This window comes from Nonomuraea sp. NPDC005501, assembly GCF_040605905.1.
In the GTDB taxonomy this organism is placed as follows: domain Bacteria; phylum Actinomycetota; class Actinomycetes; order Streptosporangiales; family Streptosporangiaceae; genus Nonomuraea.
On sequence record NZ_JBEXDT010000058.1, the window covers coordinates 1 to 22,014 of the forward strand.

Below are 22,014 nucleotides of genomic sequence, written 5' to 3' on the forward strand. Positions count from 1 at the left end.
CCCAGCAAGCCGCCTTCGCCACCGGTGTTCCTCCTGATATCTGCGCATTTCACCGCTACACCAGGAATTCCACTTGCCCCTACCTACCTCTAGCCGGCCCGTATCCACCGCAGACCCGCAGTTAAGCTGCGGGCTTTCACGGCAGACGCGACCAGCCACCTACGAGCTCTTTACGCCCAATAATTCCGGACAACGCTTGCGCCCTACGTATTACCGCGGCTGCTGGCACGTAGTTAGCCGGCGCTTCTTCTGCAGGTACACGTCAACTTCGTCCCTGCTGAAAGAGGTTTACAACCCGAAGGCCGTCATCCCCCACGCGGCGTCGCTGCGTCAGGCTTTCGCCCATTGCGCAATATTCCCCACTGCTGCCTCCCGTAGGAGTCTGGGCCGTGTCTCAGTCCCAGTGTGGCCGGTCGCCCTCTCAGGCCGGCTACCCGTCGTCGCCTTGGTAGGCCACTACCCCACCAACAAGCTGATAGGCCGCGAGCCCATCCCCAACCGAAAAACTTTCCACCACCACCAGATGCCTGGGGCGGTCGTATCCGGTATTAGACCCAGTTTCCCGGGCTTATCCCAGAGTCAGGGGCAGGTTGCTCACGTGTTACTCACCCGTTCGCCGCTCGAGTACCCCGAAGGGCCTTTCCGCTCGACTTGCATGTGTTAAGCACGCCGCCAGCGTTCGTCCTGAGCCAGGATCAAACTCTCCAAAAAAGGTCTGAACCTAACTGAAAAAAGGAATCCGTCACCGAAATGACGGGGTTGTGCATCATGCACTGGCTTTTAACACACTGTTGAGTTCTCAAGAAACGGACGCGTACTCCCCGGAACTGCGAGAGGCGCTTTTCGCTTCGGTCTTTCGTTGTGTCTTTATTCTTTCAGCGACCCGATTTACTGTCAAATTCGGCGCTTCCGGAATTCCGACTTACCCCGTCTCCGGGGCAACCCCTCTAACTTACCAGCCCGCAGCCATGCTCCGAACCGACTCGCCAGAGGGAGGTTGTCGACGACCAACGACACAGCCCATGCCGAATCCACTGGAGTGGAGGAGGATGGTTGTGCCGCACCGCGTCGGCTTCACAAGATTAGCAGCGCGTCCGACTGCTTGAGCCGTCTTCGCCGAGTCTCGCGGCCACAGACGGATTACGGCCGAACATAGACTCCCCACGTGAGCAGCCAAACCCAAGCGAGCAGCCAGGCCCCCGGCGGCGCGTCGACGCCCCCGGTGGCGAAGAAGGTCCCGACGGAGCGCACCCACCACGGTGACACCGTGATCGACGAGTTCGCCTGGCTCGCCGACAAGGACGACCCGGACACGGTCGCCTATCTGGAGGCGGAGAACGCCTATCTCAAGGAGCAGACCGCCCATTCGGAGGGTCTCCAGGAGCAGGTGTTCCAGGAGATCAAGGGGCGCGTGCAGGAGACGGACCTGTCGGTGCCGAGCCGCAAGGGCGGCTGGTGGTACTTCACCCGCACCGAGGAGGGCAAGCAGTACGCCGTGTCGTGCCGGGTGCCGGCGAACGGCGAGACCCCGCCGGAGATCACTACCGGTGAGCGGCTCGACGGGGAGGAGGTCATCCTCGACGGCAACGAGCTGGCGGGCGACAGCGCCTTCTTCTCGGTCGGCGTGAGCGCCATCTCCCCCGACGGGACGATGCTGGCCTACTCCACCGACTACAAGGGCGCCGAGCGCTTCACGCTGAAGTTCAGGAACCTCACGACCGGCGAGACGCTGGACGACGAGATCGAGGACATCTTCTACGGCGGCGCGTGGTCGGCCGACGGCTCGACGTTCTTCTACACGCGCGTGGACGACGCGTGGCGGCCGTACCAGGTCTACCGCCACACGCTCGGCACGCGTGACGACGTGCTCGTCTACGAGGAGTCCGACGAGCGGTACTGGGTCGGCGTCTCGCTGACGCGCAGCGAGAAGTACCTCGTGCTGGGCGCCGGCAGCAAGATCACCAGCGAGGTGCGCATCCTGGACGCCGCCGACCCGACCGGCGAGTTCCGGGTCGTGCGTCCCCGGACGGTCGGCGTGGAGTACGGCGTCGAGCACGCGGGCGACTTCTTCTACGTGCTGCACAACGAGAACGCCGAGAACTTCGAGCTGGCCACGGCCCCGCTCGACGACCCGGGCGCGTGGACGCCGCTGATCGCGCACCGCGAGGACACGCGGCTGCTGGAGATCGACGCGTTCGCGGGCCACGCCGTCGTCCACTTCCGGCGCGACGGCCTCACGGGCATCCGGGTCCTCCCGTACACGGAGGACGGCGGGGCCGCGGAGGGCGGCTGGCGCGAGCGGGCCGAGGCCGCCGCCGGCACCGCGGCGTACGAGATCGAGTTCCCCGAGCCGCTGTACGACGTGAGCCCCGCCGGCAACCCCGAGTTCGTCACCGCGCGGCTGCGGCTCGGCTACACCAGCATGGTCACCCCGTCGAGCGTCTACGACTACGACCTGGCGACCCGCGAGCTGATCCTGCTGAAGCGGCGGGCGGTGCTGGGCGGCTACGACCCGGACGACTACGAGCAGTTCCGCGAGTGGGCGACGGCCGAGGACGGCACGCGGGTGCCGATCTCCCTGGTCAAGCGGAAGGACACCGCCACTCCGGCGCCGACCGTCCTGTACGGCTACGGCAGCTACGAGACCTCGATCGACCCGGGCTTCTCGGTGCCGCGGCTGTCGCTGCTGGACCGGGGCTTCGTGTTCGCGGTCGCCCACGTGCGCGGCGGCGGGGAGCTGGGCCGGCGCTGGTACGAGGAGGGCAAGCTCACCAGGAAGCGCAACACGTTCACCGACTTCGTGGCCGCGGCGCGGCACCTGAAGCAGGCGGGCGTGAGCGAGCGGGTGGTGGCGCGCGGCGGCTCGGCGGGCGGCCTGCTCATGGGCGCGGCCGTCAACCTGGCGCCGGAGGAGTTCGCGGGCGTCGTGGCCGAGGTGCCGTTCGTCGACGCGCTCAACACGATCCTCGACCCGTCGCTGCCGTTGACCGTGATCGAGTGGGACGAGTGGGGCGACCCGCTGCACAATCCCGACGTCTACGCGTACATGAAGAGCTACACGCCGTACGAGAACGTCGACGGCCGGTCGTACCCGCCGATCCTGGCGATCACCAGCCTGAACGACACGCGTGTGCTCTACCACGAGCCGGCCAAGTGGATCGCCCGGCTGCGGGCCACCGCGGACGGCGGGCCGTTCCTGCTGAAGACCGAGATGGGCGCGGGTCACGGCGGCCGGAGCGGGCGTTACGACGCCTGGCGGGAGGAGGCGTTCGCGCTGTCCTGGATCATCGGGACGGGCACGGGGACGGGCACCGACGGGAGTGCGGCGTGACGTACACGGCGGACGAGGGCCGCTACGAGCGGCAGCCGTACAACCGCAGCGGCCGGAGCGGGCTGCGGCTTCCGGCCGTCTCGCTGGGGCTGTGGCACAACTTCGGCGACGACCGGCCGGTCGCGACGTCGCGGGAGATCCTGCGCCGCGCGTTCGACCTCGGGGTGACGCACTTCGATCTGGCCAACAACTACGGCGTGCCGTACGGCTCGGCGGAGCGGAACTTCGGCCGGATCTTCCGCGAGGACTTCGCCCCGTACCGGGACGAGCTGGTCATCTCCACGAAGGCGGGCTACGACATGTGGCCCGGCCCGTACGGCGAGTGGGGCTCGCGCAAGTACCTGCTGGCCAGCCTCGACCAGTCGCTGGAGCGGATGGGGCTGGAGTACGTCGACGTCTTCTACAGCCACCGTCCCGACCCGGACACGCCGCTGGAGGAGACGATGGGCGCGCTGGACCGGGCGGTGCGCTCGGGCAAGGCGCTGTACGCGGGCGTGTCCAACTACTCGGCGGAGCAGACGGCCCAGGCGGCCCGGATCATGCGGGAGCTGGGGACGCCGCTGCTCATCCACCAGCCGTCGTACTCCATGATCAACCGGTGGATCGAGGGTGGCCTGCTGGACACGCTGGAGGAGGCGGGCATGGGCTGCATCGTCTACTCCCCGCTGGCGCAGGGGTTGCTGACCGACCGTTACCTGGAGGGCGTGCCGGCCGGGTCGCGGGCGGCGACGAGCAGGTTCCTGAGCGCCGAGCAGATCGACCGTGAGCTGGCCGGCGAGCTGAACGAGATCGCGCGGGGCCGCGGTCAGTCACTGGCGCAGATGGCGCTGCTGTGGACGCTGCGCGATCCGCGGGTGACGAGCGTGCTGATCGGCGCGAGCAGCGTGCGGCAGCTCCAGGACAACGTGGCCTGCCTGCAGGGACCGCCCTTCACCGAGGACGAGCTGCGGGAGATCGACCGGATCACAGGGCCTCGTGCCGCTGGAGGTGCGTGAAGGACGCCCAGCCGGGCAGCACCGGCAGCCAGAACGTGAGCAGCCGGTACAGCAGCACGGCCGAGGTGGCCAGCTCGGCGGGCAGCCCGGCGACGGTCAGGCCCAGCGTGAGCGAGGCCTCGACCGCGCCGAGCCCGCCGGGGGTGGGCGCGGCCGAGCCGATGGCGTTGGCCGTGAGGTAGACGACGGCGACGGTGGTGAAGCTGATGGAGCCGCCGAACGCCTCCACGCACGCGTCGAGGCAGGCCACGAACGCCAGGGTGATCATGAGGGTGCCGAAGGTGGCCTCGATCATCTTGGCCGGCGACTGGAGCACGTCCAGCAGCCGCGGCAGCACGTTGGAGAACAGCCGCCGCATGCGTCCGGTGACGAGCCGGCGCAGCGGCGGCACGCCGAGGAGCACCACGACGAGCACGGCCACCGCGAGCATCGCCACGACCAGCCCGCGCGAGGGGGTGAAGGACGTGGCGGTGCTCGACCCGGTGATGTAGGCGAACAGCAGCAGCAGCGCGATGTGGAAGATCATCATGACGAGCTGCGACGCGCCCACGCTGGCCATCGCCGAGGCGGGTGAGATCCCGCGTTTCTGCAGGTAGCGGGTGTTGATGGCGACGCCGCCGACGGCGGCGGGCGCGACGAGCTTGACGAACGACGCCGCGAACTGCACGAGCACGGTACGCCAGAGGGGCAGCGGCTCGGGTACGAACCCGCGCAGCATGAGCGCGGCGGCCACGAAGCTGACGAACGAGGCGACCAGCGCGAGCCCGGACCACGCCCAGTCGGCCGTGGTGACGACCTGGGCGAGGTTGACCCGGCTGAGCTGCGACAGCAGGAAGTAGGCGGCCAGGGTGCTGGCGATGATGGTGACGAGCGTGCGCGGCCGGAAGCGCTCCAGCCGGATCTCCTCGGCCTTGCCCTGCGGCTTGAGCGCGACGATCTGCTCGCGCAGGTTGCCGAGCAGGGCCTTGTCCCTGGCCAGGGCCGCGCGGGTCTCGCGGGTGAGCGCGATGCGCTGCAGGAGCGGCAGGGCGGCGGCGAGCGCGTCGGGCCCCATGACGGCGGCCGCGGCGCGGACGGAGCGCTCGGGGCCGACCCGCAGGGCGAGGTAGGTGAGGAGCTGGGCGACGTCGAGCCGGAGCAGCAGGTCGCCGGCGGCGATCTCGCCGCTGCGGGCGTCCGTCAGCACGACGCGGCCGGCCTGGTCGAGGTGGATGCCCTCGCCGGTGAGCCGCCGGTGGGCGAGGCGCTGGATCTGGAGCAGCTCGATCTGCTCCCAGATCTGGGCGAGCACGTTGTCGTCGATCTCGGCGTCCGGCACCTCGTCCAGGGGCCGGGTGTCGAGGTGCTCGTAGGCGAGCAGTGCGGCCTCGGTGCCGATCTCGCTGGTGCCGAGCAGGCGGGGCGTGCTCGCGCCGGCCGCCTGCGCGGCGTACGCCATGAGCGCCTCGCGCTCCAGCTCGGCGCGGAGCGAGCGGATCGCGCGGCGGCGGGTCTCGGAGTTGAGCCGGATGCGCCGCCACAGCCTGTACGGCAGGCCGGCCACCTGGCGGTCGCGGTCGAGGACGGTGACGTCGAGGCTGCTGCCGTCCTTGAGTCCGATGGCGTAGCGGCGGCTGCCCTGGTGGTCGTCGTCGATGCGGCGGGCGGAGACGGGCGTGAAGGACAGCTTGCGCAGGGCGGCGACGACGGCGTTGCCAGGGGGCCGGGTGTTGGGGCTGCCGACGCCGTACAGGGTGCCGTAGCCGACCGCCATGCCTAGCAGGACGGTGATGATGCCGCCGACGAGCGTGATCTGGTAGCCGGTGAAGAAGGCGAGGGCGTACAGCCCGATGACGGTCCACATGAGGGCCCGCCAGGTGGGGCGGCGGGAGATGCGGACGGCCGTGGAGTAGGCGATGACCGACGTGAGCAGCGTGTTGAGCGGCTCGATGTCGCGGTTGCCGGTCAGCAGGAGGCGCAGGTCGGTGGGGGCGGCGGTGACGATCCAGCCGCCGAGCAGGAAGGCGATGACCATGCCGAGGATGGCGGCGACCAGGCCCTCGGCGACGCGCAGGCCGTCGCGGTGGAAGACGCGCTCGACGGCGAAGGCGACGGGCACGACGAGCAGCGCGGCGCCGCCCAGGAACGTCGCGACGCGGCTCAGCAGCTCGGGCAGGCGGGTGGCGCCCTCGGTGACGTCCTTCTCCAGCCCGTTCAGGGTCTGCTTGGCGACGAGCGCGATGACGATCACGCCGACGATGGCGACCAGCGTGGCGAGGAAGCGGAGCAGGTCGGAGGGGCGGCGCAGGCGCTGGGGCAGCAGCGGCTCGACCACGTACACGTCGTGGTCCGGGCGCGCTTCAGCCGCGGCCGGCCCCCCTTCCGAGAGGTCCCCCGTGTCTTCACGTTCCCTGATGTCGGCCACCGACAGCGATTCTGCACCTTCCCGACCGGACCGTACGATCTTTGGCCGCTAGTGTCCCCAATCGTCACCTCGGTTACCGCACCAGGGGTGACGCTCGACGAGCCCTTCCCTTCGATTTCTACCGCTGTCCGAGCCGTGCCGCGTGACGTGGGGTCTCCGGCCGCCCCGTGCCACGCTCGTTCACCCGTCATAAGCTGGAGCGCATGTCGGGTGAAATGCGAGTTTTGGGGGCTTGTCCGCTGGACTGCCCTGACGGCTGCTCGTGGGTGGTCACCGTCGAGGACGGCCAGGCCGTGAAGCTGCGCGGCAACCCGGACCATCCTTACACCCGGGGCGCGCTGTGCGTGAAGGTCAACCGCTACCTGGAGCACACCCGGGCCGACGACCGCATCCTGTACCCGCTGCGCCGCATCGGCCCCAAGGGCTCCGGCCGGTTCGAACGGATCACGTGGGACGAGGCGCTGGGGGAGATCTCGACCCGGCTGCGCGGGATCGTCGAGGAGCACGGGGGCGAGGCGATCTGGCCGTACGCGGGCACCGGCTCGCTCGGTTACCTCCAGGGGTGCGAGGGCGTGGCCGGCCGCCGGTTCTGGAACGTGCTGGGCGCCTCCAAGCACTGGCTGAACATCTGCTCCAGCGCCGGCAACTCCGGGCTCACCCTGGCCAACGGCACCCCCGGCGGCATGGACACCGAGGACTTCGCACTCTCGCGGCTGATCCTGCTGTGGGGGACGAACACGCTGACCAGCGGCCATCACCTGTGGAAGTTCGTGCAGGAGGCCCGGGCGAACGGCGCGTACGTGGTGGCGATCGACCCGATCCGCACCAGGACCGCGGACCAGGCGGACCGGCACCTGGCGATCAGGCCCGGCACGGACGCGGCGCTCGCCCTCGGGCTGCTCAACGTGGTGCTCGCCGAGGGCGCGCAGGACGATGACTACCTGGCACGGCACACCGCGGGCTGGGAGGCGTTCCGCGAGGAGATCCTGGCCTACCCGGTCGAGCGGGTGGCCGAGATCACCGGCATCCCGGCCGAGGACATCCACAGCCTGGGGACGCGGCTCGCGCGCACCCGGCCGACCGCCATCCGCGCCACGATGGGCATCCAGCGGCACGAGGGCGGCGGCACGGCGATGCGCACGATCGCCGCGATCCCCGCCGTCACCGGTGACTGGCGGCACCCGGGCGGGGGCGTGGCCTACTCCACCAGCGGCCACGTCCACCTGAACATCGACACCCGCGACGACCTTCTCGCCAAGCCGGTCCGCACCCTGACGATGACGCGCCTGGCCTCGGAGCTGGACTCGGTCAAGTGCCTGTGGGTGTACGGCGCGAACCCGCTCGGCTCCACCTCCGACACCGGCGCGATCAGGCGCGGGCTGGCCCGGGAGGACCTGTTCACGGTCGTCATGGAGCACTTCCCGACCGACACGGTCGACCACGCCGACATCGTGCTGCCCGCGACGATGCAGACCGAGCACGCCGACCTGCACGCCGGCTACGGCCACATGTACCTCCACTGGAACGAGCCCGCGGTGGAGGCGCCCGGCGAATGCCTGTCCACCACGGAGACGTTCCGCCGCCTGGCCCGGCACATGGGCCTGACCGAGCCGTCCCTGTACGACTCGGACCTGGAGCTGGCCGAGCAGCTCCTCGCCAGTGGCCATCCGTCGCTGGAGGGCGTCACGCTGGACCGGCTGCGCAAGGAGGGCTGGGTGCGGATGAACTATCCCAAGCCGTTCACTCCGTTCGCCGAGGGCTTCCCGACGTCGTCCGGTCGGATGCGCTTCCCGTCGCGGGGCAAGGCGTACGTGCCGTCGAGGTCGGCGCGGGAGGCGGGGAGCGGGCCGTACCCGTTGACCCTGATCACGCCGGCGGCGCACACGTTCCTCAACACGACGTTCGCCAACAACCCCGAGCTGCGGCGCCGCGCCAAGGATCCGGTGGTGCTGGTCAACCCGGCCGACGCGGCCGAGCGGGGGCTCGAGAGCGGGCGGCGGGCGCGGGTGCACAACGCGGGCGGCGAGTTCCTGGCCGAGGTGGAGGTGAGCGACCGGGTGGCGCGCGGCGTGGTCGCCTCGCCCAAGGGGCACTGGCCGAAGCACGTGCCGGGCGGCGCCAACCCGAACGCGGTCGTACGGGAGGCCGACGCGGACCTCGGCCGGGGCGCGGTCTACCACGACAACCTGGTCGAGGTCAGCCCTTGCTGACCTGCCCGTTCCTGATCGTCAACTGTGCCGGTCCATGAACGTGAGGATGCGGTCGAGGACCTGAGGGCCGTAGGCGGCGCCGAACATCGCGGAGGCGTGGGCGCTCTCGCCCTTGACCAGGAGCAGCTCGTTGGCGGCCGCCTTGGTGGCGGCGTCGTGGGCGGCCCGGAGGTCGGCGGCGCCGCCGTAGCCGTCGTTCTCGGTGCCGATCTGGAGCAGCGGCGCGGTGATCGCGGCGGCGTCGGCGGGGTCGATCGAGCCTGACAGGGCGACGACCCCGGCCGCCTTGCCGCGCATCCTGGCCGCCGCGAGGGGGGCGGTGGTGGCGCCGATCGAGCCGCCCACGAAGAACAGGCGCTTGACGCCCTTCTCCTTGGCCAGCCGCTTGCCCATGGCCACCGCGACGTCCTCCGGCGGGACCCTGCTGTCCCTGGCGTACAGCAGCACGCGGTAGCCGGCCCCCACGAGGCGGTCGGAGAGCGGGCGCCAGGTGCAGACGCTGCCGTTGCGCTCGTACGTGATCACCACGCCAACCGATCCCTTGCCCGTGATGACGCCGGGCAGGTCGTCGCCGTGGGTGAAGATCCTGCCGTCCTTCTCGGTGAAGCAGCCGCTGACGTTCGGACCGGTGACGACGGGTGACGGCGTCACCGAAGGACTGGCCGGCGCCGACGTCACCGGCCTCGGAGATGCCGGAGACGGCGCCGCCGCGGTGTTGACCGTGCCCCCGCAGGCGGTCAGCAGCGCCACGAGCCCCGCCAGGCCGGCGCCTCCCCACCCGGTGTGCCGTGAGCCGATGATCGCGCGCATGCCCGTCCCCTCTCCTCAAACTATGTCAGAAGTGACATAGCCTGGCGGCAGAATATCCTTGGCGCACGATGACCTCAACGCTTGGTTTCGCGATCCTCGCCGTCCTGGCGCGGGGCGACCGCACGGGCTACGACATCGCCGCCGCCATGCGACGGCCCGTGTCGTACTTCTGGACGGCCGGGCACAGTCAGATCCACGCCGAGCTGCAGAAGCTGTCGGCCGGGGGGCTCGTCGCGTTCGAGACCCGGCACGGGCCCGGCCCGCAGGACAAGAAGGTCTACCGGCTGACGTCCGAGGGCGGGGACGCGCTGCGGGCGTGGATCACCGAGCCACCGCGCGAGCGGCCCGAACGCGACGAGCTGGTGCTCAAGACGTACGCCTCGTGGCTGGCCGACCCCGAGCTGGTCAGGCGGCTGTTCGCCGAGCAGTTGCGGGCGCACGAGGAGCGGCTGGCCGAGTACGAGCGCGAGGAGGAGCTGTTCGGGGCGCCTCCCGACCCGGGCGACCCCCGCTTCGGCAACTACGCGGCGCTGCGGTGCGGGCTCGGCTACGAGCGGCACCGCGCCGAATGGTGCCGGTGGATGGTGGATCAGCTCAGCGCGAGCTTGAAGCCCTCGTGGGAGGCGGTGAAGCCGAGCGAGCCGTAGAAGCGGTGCGCGTCGGCGCGGGACTTGTCGGAGGTGAGCTGCACCATCGCGCAGCCCCGGGCGCGCGCCCGGTCCACGGCCCAGCCGATCATCTTGCGGCCGAGGCCCTGGCCCCGGGTGGAGGCGGCGACCCTGACCGCCTCGATCTGGCAGCGCTCGGCGCCCAGCCTCGACAGGCCGGCCAGGTAGGTGAGCTGCATGGTGCCGACGACCTTGCCGTCGACCTCGGCCACGATCAGCTCGTCGTAGGGGTCGGTGTCGATGCGGGTGAACGCCTTCAGGTAGCGCTCGTCGTTCGGGTCGCCCTCGCGCCGCGCGCCGAGCGGGTCGTCGGCCAGCATGGCCACGATCGCGGGCACGTCCTCGGCCCTGGCCCGGCGGAACAGCAGCGACAGCGCGTACTGCGACTCCCCCACCTCCGGGTCGGACGGCAGCCTCATCGTCCGGCCTGTGGGGGTGAATCCCTTACGCAGGTAGAGGGCGCGGGCGGCCTCGTTCGCGTCCACGATCCACAGCCGCACCTCCTCGGCGCCCACCGCGCGGGCCCCGGCGACCACCTCGTCCACCAGCAGCGAGCCGACGCCGCGAGTGCGGGCCTCCGGCGCCACCCACAGGGACAGCAGATGGACCCCGCCCTCCTCCTGCCGGGCGCACACCAGCCCGAGGTCGGCCGTGCCGTCGGAGGCCACCAGCCACCGCGACTCGGGGGCGCTCAGCCGCTCCGCCCACGTCTCAGGCGGGAAATCGTTCTCCCTGGCGTACGTGGACGCGAACGCGCCGGGCGCGTCCAGCAGCGCTCTCAACCTGATCTCCCGCAGACGCTGCACGTCGTCCACGCCCAGCTGCACAAGTACGATGTCCGGCATAACCGGCATCATGCCAGTAACCGGCTTGACGGCTTCGCCGGTGTCACGGTTGGGTGATCGCATGATTGAGATCCATGCTGTGACCATCGACGCCGCCGACCCGTACGAGCTGGGGAGCTGGTGGAGCAAGGTCACCGGGCTTCCGCTCGGAGACGACGACAATCCGGGCGACCCCGAGATCATGCTTCGCACCAAGCAGGACCCGTTCCTGCTGTTCATCCGCGTCCCCGAGGGCAAGGCCGGCAAGAACCGCGTCCACCTCGACGTCAACGCCATCGAGGGCAGCCGGGACCAGGAGGTCGAGCGGCTGCTGGAGCTGGGCGCCACCATCTTCGAGGACCACCGCAGGCCCGACGGGACCGGATGGGTGACCATGCACGACCCCGAGGGCAACGAGTTCTGCGTCACCCGGAACCAGGCCGAGCGGGACGGCCTGCTGGGCTGACGTCCCACCGGCCTCACGAGGACGAACGCGCGCGGCCCTTCACGGTCATCGTCAGGATGCCCGCGATGACGTACACGAGCACGCCGTGCCAGACGGACTGGAAGGCCGAACCGAAGACGCCCTCGGAGTCGAGCACGAGCTGCACCGGGTAGTCGAGCACCGTGGCGATGCCGGCGGGCAGCAGCGCGAACTTCCACGGGTGGTTCAGCGCCCACTGGCGGGCCTGCCGGGTCACCCGGTCGCCGACGTCCGGCTTGGAGACCGCGCCGATCGCCGCGATCAGCGCGAACAGGTTGATGCCGAGCCCCAGCGCCCACACCAGGTTGGCGTCGCCGGGCAGCAGGACCCCGAGGCCGAAGCTGACACCGGCCACCACACCGCCGCCGACGGCCGCGGCCTTCCAGGGCGCGCCGCGCAGCGCGGCGCCGGACAGCGAGACTTCGTCGCGTCGAGTGATTTCGTTCATATGGCCAGGGTGCCTCGCGGGCCACCCTGGCCACATCGGGGATCGTCCCTGATAAGTCCCCGACCACCCGCGGGCCCGGCGGTCAGTCCCACCAGATCGTCACCCAGCGCTCGCGCGGCAGCGGCCACATGCCCATGGAGAGCGCGGTCTCGGCGACCTCCTCCGCGCGTGCCGGGTCGAGGCAGATCCGGCGGCAGGCGCCCGCCGCCAGCTCCTCCAGGCTGCTGAATCGTTCCAGCGGGGCCTCCCGCTCCTCCACCTGGACCCGGTACCCGAGCGCCGCGGCCAGCGCGACGCAGTCCTCGGCGACGGGGCGCACGGGACGGTTGACTCCGTGGAAGTGCTCCCAGAGCGGGGTTATCCAGCTCATGGGGTGGCGGTGGGCGAGCTCGAGCACCACGCGGCCGCTCGTACGGGCGTCCAGGGCGCGCAGGAAGCCGGCCAGGTCGGGCACGTTGTAGACCACGTGCGCGGCGACCGACGCGTCCGCCACCGGCACCTGGTCGGCCACGTCGGGCCAGCGTCCCTCGACCATCGTGTGCGCGACGCCCAGCTTGTCGGCGCGCAGCGCCAGCTCGGCCAGCATCGCGGCGGAGGTGTCGACCGCGTACAGCCGTCCGGCGCGCTCGTGCAGCGGCAGCGAGGCGGCGCCCGTGCCCGCGCCGACGTCCAGGAGCGTGCCTCCCTCCGGCAGGGCCTCCGCGAGCCGGGTCATGGTGGGACCGTCGTCCGGCTCGGCCAGCGCCCTGTCGGTACGCGCGGCGAAACGGGTCGGGGAGTGGCCCCACGGATCGGCGTGGGCCTTGGCCAGGATCTCGGGCGGGATGGCCCACGAATCAAGGCGCTCTCGCCAGCGCGCGGCGAGTTCTTCGGCGTCCATGGAGATGAGCATGCCACGCATATCCACTGTTACTCGCGGGTAGCATTCGGAGTAAGGTTACTAGCCGGTAGATAAAGACCTCGGGTCAAGGAGATCAGCACCCATGGGCCACTACAAGAGCAACCTGCGTGACCTCGAGTTCAACCTCTTCGAGGTGTTCGGGCGCGGCGAGATCCTGCGCACCGGCCCGTACGCGGACATGGACGAGGACGTCGCCCGCAGCATCCTCGACGAGGTCAACAGGCTGGCCACCGGGGTCCTTGCCGAGTCCTTCGAGGAGGGCGACCGCAACCCGCCGGTCTTCGACCCCGAGAACCGCACCGTGAGCGTCCCCGCCGGTTTCAAGAAGTCGTACCAGGCGCTGCTCGACGGAGGCTGGGCGAACCTGGACCTGCCCGAGAGCCTCGGCGGCCCCGGCATCCCCCGCAGCCTCGCCTGGGCCACGGCCGAGATGGTCCTCGGCGCCAACCCCGCCCTCTACATGTACGCCGCCGGCCCCAACTTCGCCTACACCCTGTGGAAGCTCGGCACCCCCGACCAGAAGCGCTTCGCCCAGCTCGCCATCGAGCGGAACTGGGGCGCCACCATGGTCCTCACCGAGCCCGACGCCGGCTCCGACGTCGGCGCCGGCCGCGCCAAAGCGGTCCAGCAGCCCGACGGCACCTGGCACATCGAGGGCGTCAAGCGCTTCATCACCAGCGCCGAGCACGACCTGACCGAGAACATCTTCCACCTCGTGCTGGCCCGCCCCGAGGGCCACGGCCCCGGCACCAAGGGCCTGTCCATGTTCCTGGTGCCCAAGTACCACGTGAACCTCGACAACGGCCGGCTGGGCGAGCGCAACGGCGTCTACGTCACCAACGTCGAGAAGAAGATGGGCCTGAAGGTCTCCACCACCTGCGAGCTCACCTTCGGCGACCGGCACCCGGCGATCGGCTGGCTGGTGGGCGACGTCCACGAGGGCATCAAGCAGATGTTCATGGTCATCGAGCACGCCCGCATGATGGTCGGCACCAAGGCCATCGCCACGCTCTCCACCGGCTACCTCAACGCCCTGGAGTACGCCAAGTCCCGCGCGCAGGGCGCCGACCTGACCCGGATGGCCGACAAGTCCGCCCCGCGCGTCACCATCACCCACCACCCCGACGTGCGCCGCGAGCTCATGCTGCAGAAGGCGTACGCCGAGGGCATGCGGGCGCTGGTCCTCTACACCGCGACGTTCCAGGACGCCATCCAGATCGACCCGGACGACCGGCACGCCCAGGCGATGAACGACCTGTTGCTGCCCCTGGTCAAGGGCGTCGGCTCCGAGCGCTCGTACGAGCTGCTGTCCCGCTCCCTGCAGACCCTCGGCGGCTCCGGCTACCTGCAGGACTACCCCATCGAGCAGTACATCCGCGACGCCAAGATCGACTCCCTCTACGAGGGCACGACCGCGATCCAGGGCCTCGACCTGTTCTTCCGCAAGATCCTGCGCAACCAGGGCGCCGCGATCGGCGCGCTGCTCACCGAGATCAACGCCTTCGCCGGCTCCGAGGCGGGCAACGGCCGGCTCAAGGAGGAGCGCGGGCTGCTCGCCGAGGCCGCCGCGGACGTCAAGGCCATGGGCGACACGATGGCCGGCTGGGCGCTCTCCTCGCTGGAGCAGCCGCAGGAGGTCTACAAGGTCGGCCTCAACACCACCCGGTTCCTGCTCTCGCTCGGCGACCTCGTGATCGGCTGGCTGCTGCTGCGCCAGGCCGAGGTGGCGCTGGCCCGCCTGGCGGACGGCGAGGACCCCTTCTACCAGGGCAAGGTGGCCGCGGCCTCGTTCTTCGCCAAGACCGTGCTGCCGCGCCTGGCGGCCGAGCGGCGCGTGCTCGACGGCACCGGCCAGGAGCTCATGGAGCTGCCGGAGGAGGCGTTCTAGCGACGCCCTCTCCCGCGCTCCCCGACGCCCGCTCCGGACTCCGGAGCGGGCGTCCCGCGTCCGGAGGTACGGTCGCCCCATGAGCGCCACCCCTCATGACCACCCCCTCCCGCCGCCGCGCGTCGAAGAGGTCTCCGACGGCGTGTACGCCTACGTCCAGCCGGACGGGAGCTGGTGGATCAACAACACCGGCTTCCTGGCCGGCCGGCGCGGCGTCATCGGGATCGACGCGTGCTCGACCGAGCGTCGCACGCGGGCCTACCGCGAGGCCGTCGCCAGGGTCACCGACCGGCCGGTCACGACCCTGGTCAACACCCACCACCACGGCGACCACACCTTCGGCAACTACCTGTTCCCCGAGGCCACGATCGTCGCCCACGAGCGGACCCGCGAGATGGTGCTGGCCGAGGGCATCCCCGCCTACCGCGCCGCCTGGTCGCCCGACGTCGAGTGGGGCGAGCTGGAGGCGGTGGCGCCGTTCCTGACCTACGCCGACGGGGTGACCCTCCACTCGGACGAGCTGCGCTGCGAGGTACGGCACATCGGCACCGCCGCGCACACCACCAACGACTCCTACGTGTGGATCCCGGAGCGCCGCCTGCTGTTCTCCGGCGACCTGCTCTTCAACGACGGCACGCCGTTCGTGCTGATGGGCTCGGTGGACGGCGCGCTGGAGGCGCTGGACCGGCTGGAGGAGCTGGGGGCGGAGACGATCGTCCCCGGCCACGGCGACGTGTGCGGCCCCGAGGTGATCGGGCGGGTGCGCGGCTACCTGCGCTTCGTCCGGGAGACCGCCGAGCGCGGCCGGGCGGCGGGGCTCACGCCGCTGGAGACCGCCCGCGAGACCGACCTCGGCGAGTGGGCGGAGCTGCTCGACGCCGAGCGGATCGTCGGCAACCTGCACCGCGCCTACGCCGAGCTGGACGGCCTGGCGAGGGGCACCGCCATCGACATCGTCGCGGCCGTCGGCGACATGATCACGTTCAACGGGGGGCGGCCACTCTCCTGCCTCGCCTGAGGGTGTGATCGCCGTTACCCGGGTATGACCGTGGGCGTACGCGCTGTTTGCCGCCGGAGGTCGTCATGGGTGTCGGGGTCAGCATCTTCATCCTCACGCTCGGCGCCATCCTGAAGTTCGCCATCGAGCCGGACGTGTTCGGTGACGCGGTCCACATGGACGTGATCGGCCTCATCTTCATGATCGTGGGCGGGATCGGGATCGTGCTCACCGTCGTGATGGCGCCCCGGCGCGGCCGTACCTCCGACGACCGGCTGATGCACCGCGAGAACCACCCGCCCGAGATCTGACGGAAGGGTCTGCCGGGAGCGGGCAATCACGGTTGTCCATGTTCCCCGGCAAGGGAGACCCTTGCATGACCGCATCGCTCGACGAAGCCGTCGCGGACCCCGAGAGGTTCGCCACCGTCTTCGACGCCCACTACGAGGAGATCCGCCGCTACGTCGGCCGCCGGCTCGACCTCGACATCGCGGAGGACCTGGCGGCCGAGACCTTCCTCGTCGCCTTCCGCCGCCGTCACAGCTTCGACGCGGCCAAGGGCGGCGTCAGGCCCTGGCTGTACGGCATCGCCACGAAGCTCATCGGCCGGCACCGGCGCGCCGAGGTGCGCCGCTACCGGGCGCTGGCCAGATCGGGGCCGCCGCCGGACGACGACGGCCACGACCAGCGGGTCGTGGACCGGATCTCCGCCGGGGTGACCGTGGGCAGACTGTCGGCCGCGCTGGCCGGCCTGTCGCGCGGCGAGCGCGACGTGGTGCTGCTCGTCGCGTACGGCGAGCTCACCTACGACGAGGTGGCCGCGGCGCTCGGCGTCGCCTACGGCACCGTCGCCTCCCGGCTCAGCCGGGCCAGGACCAAGCTGCGCGACGCCCTGGGGGTGGAGTTGTGATGAAGGAGTTCCAGCTCATCGACGACGTGATGCCGGACGTCCCGCCCGCCGGGCAGGCGGAGACGGCGGCGGTGCGGGCGCGGGTGCTGGGGGCGGCGGCGCCACGCCGCCGGCCGCCCGTCCGGGCGCGGGCGTCGCTCGCGGCGGCAGCGGTCACAGGGGTGCTCGTGGCCGGGTTCGTGGTGGTGCCTCGCCTGGCCGACGGCGGGACCGGCACGGCGTCTCCCCCCGCTACAGCCGCTGCCGTGGCGACGGCCTCCTCGCTGAGCGACGCCCTGAAGAAGGCGGCGGACCGGCTGGCCGCGCAGCCCGCGGGCACGGGACGGTGGTGGAGACGCGAAGCGCTTCACAGCCAGCGGGCGCGAGTCAAGGACAACCCCTCCTTCTACGTCGAGAACCAGGCGAAGGAGGTGCTGTGGATCGACCGGCAGGGCCGGCAGCGAATCGAGCGCGGGCGCGTCTCCTCCACGCTCCCGACCTCCCTGGACCGGCGGGAGTGGAAGAGGGCGGGATCCCCGCCGCTCTGCGGTGACGACAGCGACTGCCAGATCGGCAGGGTGTTCATGGTTCCGCTGCCGCTCAAGCCCGTCACGGATCTGCCCGCCGAGCCCGGCGCGCTGAAGGCCGAGCTGCTGAGGCGCCTTCCCCAGGACGGCGCCTACGAGCACGAGAGCTGGCTGTGGAACGTCGCCCTCTGGTTGCTGCTCGACACCGAGGCGACGCCCGCCACCAGAGCCGCGGTCTACGGGATGCTCGCCGACCTGCCCGGGACGAACATCGCTGAGCGGGCCTTCGACGGGCGTACCGGCATCACGCTGATGCACGGCGACGCCACCGCACGTCAACAGGTGGTCATCGAGCCGCAGAGCGGCGAGCTGCTGGCCGTGCAGACCGTGACGACGGGCCGGACGGATGAGGAGGTGCTCGACACGTACAGGGTGCGTCGGCTCGGCTGGACGGACGAGCGGCCCGCCAAGGTCAAAGACTGAGCTGCACGGCGGCGCGGCTCGCCAGGATGGGCTTGATGTACTCGGCGATCAACGCCTGGTGCCCCGGGTCGTCGCGGTAGATCACGTAGTCGTCGAGGTCGTCGAAGTCGGCGACGACGGCGAAGTCGTGGTTGCCGTGGTTGATGCCCGCGTCGGGACCGAAGGCGTAGGCGCGGATCTGCGGGATGGCGGCCGGCAGCTTCTCCAGCTCGGCCGCCACCCTGGCCTTCTGCTCGTCGCTGGCGTCATCGGTCCAGGTGAACAGCACGACATGGCGAATCATGCGATCACCCTACCCAGCCCCCGCCCGGCGGATGAGCCCGGGCCCGGACGACTCGCGGGGGACGTCCGGGCCCGGCTCACGGGTCAGCTCCAGGCGAGCATGCGCAGCGGGTCCTCCAGCATCTGACCGACGTCCCGCAGGAACAGCGAGCCCAGCTCGCCGTCCACGATCCGGTGGTCGAACGAGAGCGCCAGCGTCGTGACCTTGCGCACCGCCAGCTCGCCGTCCACCACCCACGGCATGTCCCTGACCTGGCCGAAGGCGAGGATGGCGGACTCGCCCGGGTTGAGGATCGGGGTGCCCGCGTCGATGCCGAACACGCCCACGTTCGTGATCGTGAACGTGCCGCCCGCCATGTCCGCGGGCTGGGCGCGGCCGGCCCTGGCCGTCTCGGCCAGCGCGGTGAGCCGCCCGGCCAGCTCGGGCAGCGGCAGCTCGTGGGCGTCCTTGACGTTGGGCACCACGAGGCCGCGCGGGGTGGCGGCGGCGATGCCCAGGTTCACGTAGTGCTTGACCACGATCTCCTGGGCCTGCTCGTCCCAGGAGGAGTTGATCATCGGGTGGCGCCTGGCGGCGACGAGCACGGCCTTGGCCACCAGGAGCAGCGGCGAGACCTTGACGTCGGCGAAGTCGGGCAGCTCGCGCAGCCGCCGGACCGCCGCCATCGTCTCGGTGACGTCCACCTGGAGGAACTCGGTGACGTGCGGGGCGGTGAAGGCGCTGGCCACCATGGCCTGGGCCGTCATCTTGCGCACGCCCTTGACGGGGATGCGCTCCTCGCGCGGACCCCGGGCGGCCGTCCAGGAGGTCGCCGTCGCCTCCCCAGCCGGCGCGGCGGGCTGGGCGGAGCCGGCGGCGGCGTGGACGTCGTCGCGGGTGATGGAGCCGTGCGGACCCGTTCCGGTCAGCGTCGTCAGGTCCACGCCGAGGTCGCGCGCCAGCTTGCGGACGGGCGGCTTGGCGAGCGCCGCGACCCGCGCGGGGACGGCGCGCTGTGCCGGTACGGGGTCCGCCACGACGGGCTCGACGATCGCGGACCGGACCGCGGCCGGCTGGCCCGCGGGGGGCTGGCCCGCGGGGGGCTGGCCTGCGGGAGGCTGGCCGGTCGGGCGGGACTTGCGGGGGCGGCGCTTGGTGGCGCTGGTCTTGACGCCGTAGCCGACCAGGACCGCCTGCCGCTCCTCCTTGGGGGCGGGGCTGCCGTGGACGCCGGGCTCCACCGCGCCCTCGACCGGCGGACGCGGCACCATGTCGTCGGCCAACGCCTCACCGACGGCCTGCGTGGGGGCGGCCTGCGTGGGGGCGGCCTGGGTGGGGACGGCCTGGGTGGGGACGGCCTGGGTGGGAGCGCCGCCCTCCTCGGCCGTGTCGACGGCGATGATGGGCGCGCCCACGTCGACCGTCTGCCCCTCCTCGGCCATCAGGCCGCCGACCACCCCGTCCCAGGGGATCGGCAGCTCGACGATCGACTTGGCCGTCTCGATCTCGACGACGATCTGGTTGACCTTGACCGCGTCGCCTTCCTTGACGTGCCAGCGGACGATCTCCGCCTCGGTCAGCCCTTCGCCGACGTCGGGGAGCTTGAACTCACGTCGCATGAAAACGAGTCCCCTCTCAGTAGCCGAAGGACCGGTCGACGGCGTCGAGCACCCTGTCCAGGTCGGGCAGGTAGTGCTCCTCCAGCTTCGACGGGGGGTACGGCGTGGAGAAGCCGCCGACGCGCAGCACCGGAGACTCCAGGTGGTAGAAGCACTGCTCGGTGATCCGGGCCGCCAGCTCCGCGCCGAAGCCGCTGTTGACCGGCGCCTCGTGCACCACCACGACCCGGCCCGTGCGGCGGGCGGAGTCCATGACGAGCGGGGCGTCGAGCGGGTTGAGCGAGCGCAGGTCGATGACCTCCAGCGACCGCCCGTCGTCCTGGGCCGCCGCCGCGGCCTCCAGGCACGTCTTGACCATCGGCCCGTACGCGATGAGCGTGGCGTCGGTCCCCGGACGGACGATCCTGCCCTTGTCGAGGGGCGTCCACCAGCCGGTGTCGGCGGTGTCGATGTCGGCCTTCTCCCAGTAGCGGCGCTTGGGCTCGAAGAAGATGACCGGGTCGTCGCAGCGGATGGCCTGCTGGATCATCGCGTACGCGTCGGCGGGGTTGGAGCAGGCGACCACGCGCAGGCCGGCGGTGTGGGTGAAGTACGCCTCGGGCGACTCGCTGTGGTGCTCGACCGCGCCGATGCCGCCGCCGCAGGGGATGCGCACGACCACGGGCAGCTTGATCGCGCCGAGCGAGCGCATCGGCATCTTGGCGAGCTGGGTGATGATCTGGTCGGCCGCCGGGAAGACGAAGCCGTCGAACTGGATCTCGCACACCGGCCGGTAGCCGCGCAGTGCGAGGCCGATGGCGGTGCCGATGATGCCCGACTCGGCGAGCGGCGTGTCGATGACCCGGTCCTCGCCGAAGTCCTTCTGCAGGCCGTCGGTGACGCGGAAGACGCCGCCCAGCTTGCCGACGTCCTCGCCCATGATGAGGACCTTGGGGTCGTCCTCCATGGCCTTGCGCATGCCCTCGTTGAGCGCCTTGGACAGGCTCAGGATGCTCATCGCTCGAAGCCCTCCAGGTAGGCGGCGAACTGGGCGCGCTCCTCGTCCATCAGCGGATGGGGCTCCGCGTAGACGTGGTCGAAGATGTCGAGCGGCCCGGGGTCGGGCATGGCCAGGCAGCGCCTGCGCAGGTCGGCGCCCAGCTGGTCGGCCTCCGCCTCGACGGAGTCGATGAACGCCTGGTCGGCCAGCTCGTTCTTGAACAGGTACGACTTGACCCGCTCGATGGGGTCCTTGAGCTTCCACGCCTCCAGCTCGCTGGCGACCCGGTAGCGGGTGGGGTCGTCGGTGGTGGTGTGGGCGCCCATGCGGTACGTGTACGCCTCGATCAGGGTCGGGCCCTGGCCCTCGCGGGCGTTCTTGAGCGCCTGGCGGGTGACCGCGAGGCACGCGAACACGTCGTTGCCGTCGACCCGGATGCCGGGGAAGCCGAAGCCGGAGGCCCGCCGGTAGAGGGGGATGCGGGTCTGCTTCTCCAGCGGCTCGGAGATCGCCCACTGGTTGTTCTGGCAGAAGAACACGATCGGCGCGTTGAAGACGCTGGCCCAGATGAACGACTCGTTGACGTCGCCCTGGGAGGTGGCTCCGTCGCCGAAGTACGCGATGGTGGCCGAGGGCGCGTCGTCGCGCTGGATGCCCATGGCGTAGCCCACCGCGTGCAGGGTCTGGCTGCCGATGACGATCGTGTAGAGGTGGAAGTTGTGCTCCTGGGGGTCCCAGCCTCCGTGGTTCACCCCCCGGAACAGGCCCAGCAGCTTGACCGGGTCGACGTCGCGGCACCAGGCGACGCCGTGCTCCCGGTAGGTCGGGAAGGCCATGTCGGCGTCGGTCAGCGCGCGGCCGGAGCCGATCTGGGCGGCCTCCTGGCCGAGCAGGGAGGCCCAGATGCCGAGCTCGCCCTGGCGTTGCAGGGCGACGGCCTCCAGGTCGATGCGCCGGACGAGCACCAGGTCGCGGTAGAGCGACCTGACCTCCTCGGGCTTGAGGTCGATGTCGTAGTCGGGGTGTTCAACGCGCTCACCCTCCGGGGTGAGGAGCTGGACCAGCTCTGGGGGTGCTGCGGCACCACGAGAGGCGTCGGCGGTCACGTGCCACTCCTGTGCGGTCGGGGCCGATCTGGGCGGGATTGCCACCTCACGCCGGCCTTTTGAGCGTCGGACCATGTGGTGGTGGTTCGTACGCGTGTGGGGACATCGTGGCAGACGTCACAGCCCTCCGCGCAAGCCCCATGCACTTCCCCGTTCCCGTTGTACCGTCTGCCACACGCGCCGGTAGGC

At 70.9% G+C, this 22,014-nt stretch carries 19 protein-coding genes, 1 rRNA gene and 1 pseudogene; 10 read left to right on the forward strand and 11 right to left on the reverse strand.

Going from position 1 to position 22,014, the window contains the following annotated elements:
- A 16S ribosomal RNA gene (locus ABZS51_RS25760) occupies positions 1–711 on the reverse strand; the annotation flags it as partial.
- Between the two features lie 454 nt (positions 712–1,165).
- Between ABZS51_RS25760 and ABZS51_RS25765 the strand changes: the two genes are divergently transcribed.
- Positions 1,166–3,331 carry a S9 family peptidase gene (locus tag ABZS51_RS25765; protein ID WP_355445817.1) on the forward strand — a complete coding sequence of 722 codons (2,166 nt, stop codon included), beginning with the start codon at positions 1,166–1,168 and terminating at the stop codon, positions 3,329–3,331.
- Positions 3,328–4,326 carry an L-glyceraldehyde 3-phosphate reductase gene (gene mgrA / locus ABZS51_RS25770; protein ID WP_355445820.1) on the forward strand — a complete coding sequence of 333 codons (999 nt, stop codon included), beginning with the start codon at positions 3,328–3,330 and terminating at the stop codon, positions 4,324–4,326. The genes ABZS51_RS25765 and mgrA overlap by 4 nt, the downstream gene beginning before the upstream one ends.
- Here mgrA and ABZS51_RS25775 read toward each other — a convergent pair.
- Positions 4,295–6,730 carry a lysylphosphatidylglycerol synthase transmembrane domain-containing protein gene (locus ABZS51_RS25775; protein ID WP_355445823.1) on the reverse strand — a complete coding sequence of 812 codons (2,436 nt, stop codon included), beginning with the start codon at positions 6,728–6,730 and terminating at the stop codon, positions 4,295–4,297. The genes mgrA and ABZS51_RS25775 overlap by 32 nt on opposite strands.
- 215 nt (positions 6,731–6,945) lie before the next feature.
- Here ABZS51_RS25775 and ABZS51_RS25780 point away from each other — a divergent pair, with 215 nt between their 5' ends.
- Complete coding sequence (locus tag ABZS51_RS25780) at positions 6,946–8,940, forward strand: molybdopterin oxidoreductase family protein (protein WP_355445950.1); 1,995 nt, start codon at positions 6,946–6,948, stop codon at positions 8,938–8,940.
- Between the two features lie 18 nt (positions 8,941–8,958).
- Here ABZS51_RS25780 and ABZS51_RS25785 read toward each other — a convergent pair whose 3' ends face one another.
- Positions 8,959–9,750 (reverse strand): hypothetical protein, encoded by a 792-nt coding sequence (locus tag ABZS51_RS25785; protein WP_355445826.1) that lies wholly within the window; start codon positions 9,748–9,750, stop codon positions 8,959–8,961.
- Between the two features lie 68 nt (positions 9,751–9,818).
- On the opposite strand from ABZS51_RS25785, the gene ABZS51_RS25790 reads away from it, so the two are divergent.
- Positions 9,819–10,397 carry a helix-turn-helix transcriptional regulator gene (locus tag ABZS51_RS25790; protein ID WP_355445829.1) on the forward strand — a complete coding sequence of 193 codons (579 nt, stop codon included), beginning with the start codon at positions 9,819–9,821 and terminating at the stop codon, positions 10,395–10,397.
- Here ABZS51_RS25790 and ABZS51_RS25795 read toward each other — a convergent pair.
- Both ABZS51_RS25795 and ABZS51_RS25800 read right to left on the reverse strand, forming a co-directional pair.
- Complete coding sequence (locus ABZS51_RS25795; protein ID WP_355445953.1) at positions 10,340–10,738, reverse strand: GNAT family N-acetyltransferase; 399 nt, start codon at positions 10,736–10,738, stop codon at positions 10,340–10,342. The genes ABZS51_RS25790 and ABZS51_RS25795 overlap by 58 nt on opposite strands.
- Positions 10,739–10,849: 111 nt before the next feature.
- Positions 10,850–11,350, reverse strand: a pseudogene (locus tag ABZS51_RS25800) (GNAT family N-acetyltransferase); the annotation flags it as partial.
- Between ABZS51_RS25800 and ABZS51_RS25805 the strand changes: the two are divergent.
- Positions 11,325–11,708 carry a VOC family protein gene (locus ABZS51_RS25805; protein WP_310717200.1) on the forward strand — a complete coding sequence of 128 codons (384 nt, stop codon included), beginning with the start codon at positions 11,325–11,327 and terminating at the stop codon, positions 11,706–11,708. The pseudogene ABZS51_RS25800 and the gene ABZS51_RS25805 sit on opposite strands and share 26 nt — an antisense overlap.
- Before the next feature lie 13 nt (positions 11,709–11,721).
- Here the strand turns inward: ABZS51_RS25805 and ABZS51_RS25810 are convergent, their stop codons facing one another.
- Positions 11,722–12,174 carry a hypothetical protein gene (locus ABZS51_RS25810; protein WP_310717202.1) on the reverse strand — a complete coding sequence of 151 codons (453 nt, stop codon included), beginning with the start codon at positions 12,172–12,174 and terminating at the stop codon, positions 11,722–11,724.
- An 82-nt stretch (positions 12,175–12,256) separates the two neighbouring features.
- A complete protein-coding gene (locus ABZS51_RS25815; protein WP_355445834.1) occupies positions 12,257–13,054 on the reverse strand; it encodes a methyltransferase domain-containing protein in 798 nt (265 codons plus the stop codon).
- A 103-nt stretch (positions 13,055–13,157) separates the two neighbouring features.
- Between ABZS51_RS25815 and ABZS51_RS25820 the strand changes: the two genes are divergently transcribed.
- The 5 genes from ABZS51_RS25820 (at position 13,158) to ABZS51_RS25840 (ending at position 17,859) form a co-directional block, all read left to right on the forward strand.
- Positions 13,158–14,963: an acyl-CoA dehydrogenase gene (locus ABZS51_RS25820; protein ID WP_355445837.1), complete on the forward strand. Its 1,806-nt coding sequence runs from the start codon at positions 13,158–13,160 to the stop codon at positions 14,961–14,963.
- A gap of 79 nt (positions 14,964–15,042) precedes the next feature.
- On the forward strand, positions 15,043–15,981 hold the full coding sequence (locus ABZS51_RS25825; protein WP_355445840.1) for an MBL fold metallo-hydrolase: 939 nt from the start codon (positions 15,043–15,045) through the stop codon (positions 15,979–15,981).
- A gap of 65 nt (positions 15,982–16,046) precedes the next feature.
- Positions 16,047–16,271, forward strand: a complete 225-nt coding sequence (locus ABZS51_RS25830; protein WP_355445843.1) for a DUF6458 family protein — start codon at positions 16,047–16,049, stop codon at positions 16,269–16,271.
- Positions 16,272–16,336: 65 nt separating this feature from the next.
- Positions 16,337–16,870 carry an RNA polymerase sigma factor gene (locus tag ABZS51_RS25835; RefSeq protein ID WP_355445846.1) on the forward strand — a complete coding sequence of 178 codons (534 nt, stop codon included), beginning with the start codon at positions 16,337–16,339 and terminating at the stop codon, positions 16,868–16,870.
- The gene (locus tag ABZS51_RS25840) at positions 16,870–17,859 is read left to right on the forward strand and encodes a CU044_5270 family protein (protein ID WP_355445849.1); all 990 of its coding nucleotides are present in this window, start codon (positions 16,870–16,872) and stop codon (positions 17,857–17,859) included. The genes ABZS51_RS25835 and ABZS51_RS25840 overlap by 1 nt, the downstream gene beginning before the upstream one ends.
- On the opposite strand, the gene ABZS51_RS25845 is transcribed toward ABZS51_RS25840, so the two are convergent.
- The 4 genes from ABZS51_RS25845 to pdhA all read right to left on the reverse strand — a co-directional run bounded on the left by ABZS51_RS25845 (position 17,849) and on the right by pdhA (position 21,825).
- Positions 17,849–18,142: a Dabb family protein gene (locus tag ABZS51_RS25845; protein ID WP_310717217.1), complete on the reverse strand. Its 294-nt coding sequence runs from the start codon at positions 18,140–18,142 to the stop codon at positions 17,849–17,851. The two genes, ABZS51_RS25840 and ABZS51_RS25845, sit on opposite strands and share 11 nt — an antisense overlap.
- An 83-nt stretch (positions 18,143–18,225) precedes the next feature.
- Positions 18,226–19,740 (reverse strand): 2-oxo acid dehydrogenase subunit E2, encoded by a 1,515-nt coding sequence (locus tag ABZS51_RS25850; RefSeq protein WP_355445852.1) that lies wholly within the window; start codon positions 19,738–19,740, stop codon positions 18,226–18,228.
- Between the two features lie 16 nt (positions 19,741–19,756).
- Positions 19,757–20,737 (reverse strand): alpha-ketoacid dehydrogenase subunit beta, encoded by a 981-nt coding sequence (locus ABZS51_RS25855; RefSeq protein WP_310717222.1) that lies wholly within the window; start codon positions 20,735–20,737, stop codon positions 19,757–19,759.
- The gene (pdhA, locus tag ABZS51_RS25860; RefSeq protein WP_355445855.1) at positions 20,734–21,825 is read right to left on the reverse strand and encodes a pyruvate dehydrogenase (acetyl-transferring) E1 component subunit alpha; all 1,092 of its coding nucleotides are present in this window, start codon (positions 21,823–21,825) and stop codon (positions 20,734–20,736) included. Before pdhA ends, ABZS51_RS25855 begins: the two co-directional genes overlap by 4 nt.
- Between the last annotated feature and the right edge of the window lie 189 nt (positions 21,826–22,014).